Consider the following 1259-nt stretch of genomic DNA (forward strand, 5'->3'; position numbering starts at 1 on the left):
CTGTAGTGGTCAAGTAATATTGGCCACGGTTTTACAGTAAAAATGGTATCTGTTCTCTGACTCTTCCGGCGTCAGCCCACCGTTATAATGGTGAGGTCTGACGCTGTTGTAGTAGTTCAATATGTAATCATTAATTTGCTGCCGGGCCTCGTCCTTGCCTGCGTAACCATTCGTTGGCACCCATTCTGTTTTCAGACTGCGGAAGAAGCGTTCCATGGGGCTGTTATCCCAGCAGTTTCCCCGCCGACTGACGCTTTGATTTATTCTGCAACGCCAGAGAAGTTGTTGATATTTAAGGCCTGTATACTGGCTTCCCTGGTCGCTATGGAACACGACATCCCGGGGTTGGCCACGCGTCTCATAGGCCATCCGCAGGGCACTGCTTATCAGTGCGGTATCGGCATGCGCTGACAGACTCCAGCCGATAACCCTGCGGGCAAAAAGATCCATAACAACCGCCAGATAGCACCAGCGATTTCCTGCCCAGAGATACGTAATATCTCCACACCATACCCGGTCTGGCTCCGGTACTGCGAACTGACGCTCAAGCAGATTCGGCAGGCTGGTATGCTCCTGACGGGCATTTTTATACTGATGTTTTCCGGGCTGACAACTGCTCAGGTTCAGATATTTCATCAGACGTCCGGCACGGTAACGGCTCATCGGGACGCCGTTTTGAGTCAGCATTTCAGCCAGAGTGCGCGCGCCCGCAGAGCCCCGACTTTGGTTCCACGCCCGGCGTATTTCGCTGCACAACCTGACTCGTGCCGGATTAACCGTATCGCGTCGTTTTCGCCAGTACCGGTAACTGCTGCGGTGTATTTCCAGAGCAGAACACAGGCTGACAACCGTGTGGCTGTCACTTAGTCTGGCGGCTATCGTGAACCGTTCAGCGAGTCGGACATTAAGAGCGCGGTAGCCTTTTTTAATATCGTATTTTGTTCCTCCAGACGGCGAACTTGCTTTTCCAGCTCGCGGATACGTTGCTGGTCTGGAGTAATGGGTGTGGCAGAGGGCGTAATACCCTGGCGCTCTCGCCTGAGCTGGCGTACCCAGCTCTCAAGCGTGGTTGAACCGACATTCATCGCTTCACTGGCCTGTCGATATGAGTAGCCCTTATCAACAATCAGCTGTGCACATTCCAGCCTGAACTCAGGGGTGAAGGTTCGTTTGGTTTTCTTGTTCATTAAGTCACCTGTTTTGTGTTGTGGTGAGAATATCACCTTTCATCAGGTGGCCAAATTTAGTGTGCCACTACA

At 52.3% G+C, this 1259-nt stretch carries 1 protein-coding gene; it reads right to left on the reverse strand.

Annotated features, from left to right (window positions below):
- Positions 1–9: 9 nt before the first annotated feature.
- Positions 10–1223 (reverse strand): IS3 family transposase gene (locus V6C07_RS03965; RefSeq protein WP_085947772.1). Its coding sequence is split into 2 segments (ribosomal slippage): positions 10–929 and positions 929–1223, totalling 1215 coding nucleotides; the frame shifts between segments, so codons are not numbered across the junction.
- Positions 1224–1259 lie beyond the last annotated feature (36 nt).

It is taken from the genome of Desulfovibrio sp. 1214_IL3152 (genome assembly GCF_036763055.1).
Taxonomy (GTDB): domain Bacteria; phylum Desulfobacterota; class Desulfovibrionia; order Desulfovibrionales; family Desulfovibrionaceae; genus Desulfovibrio.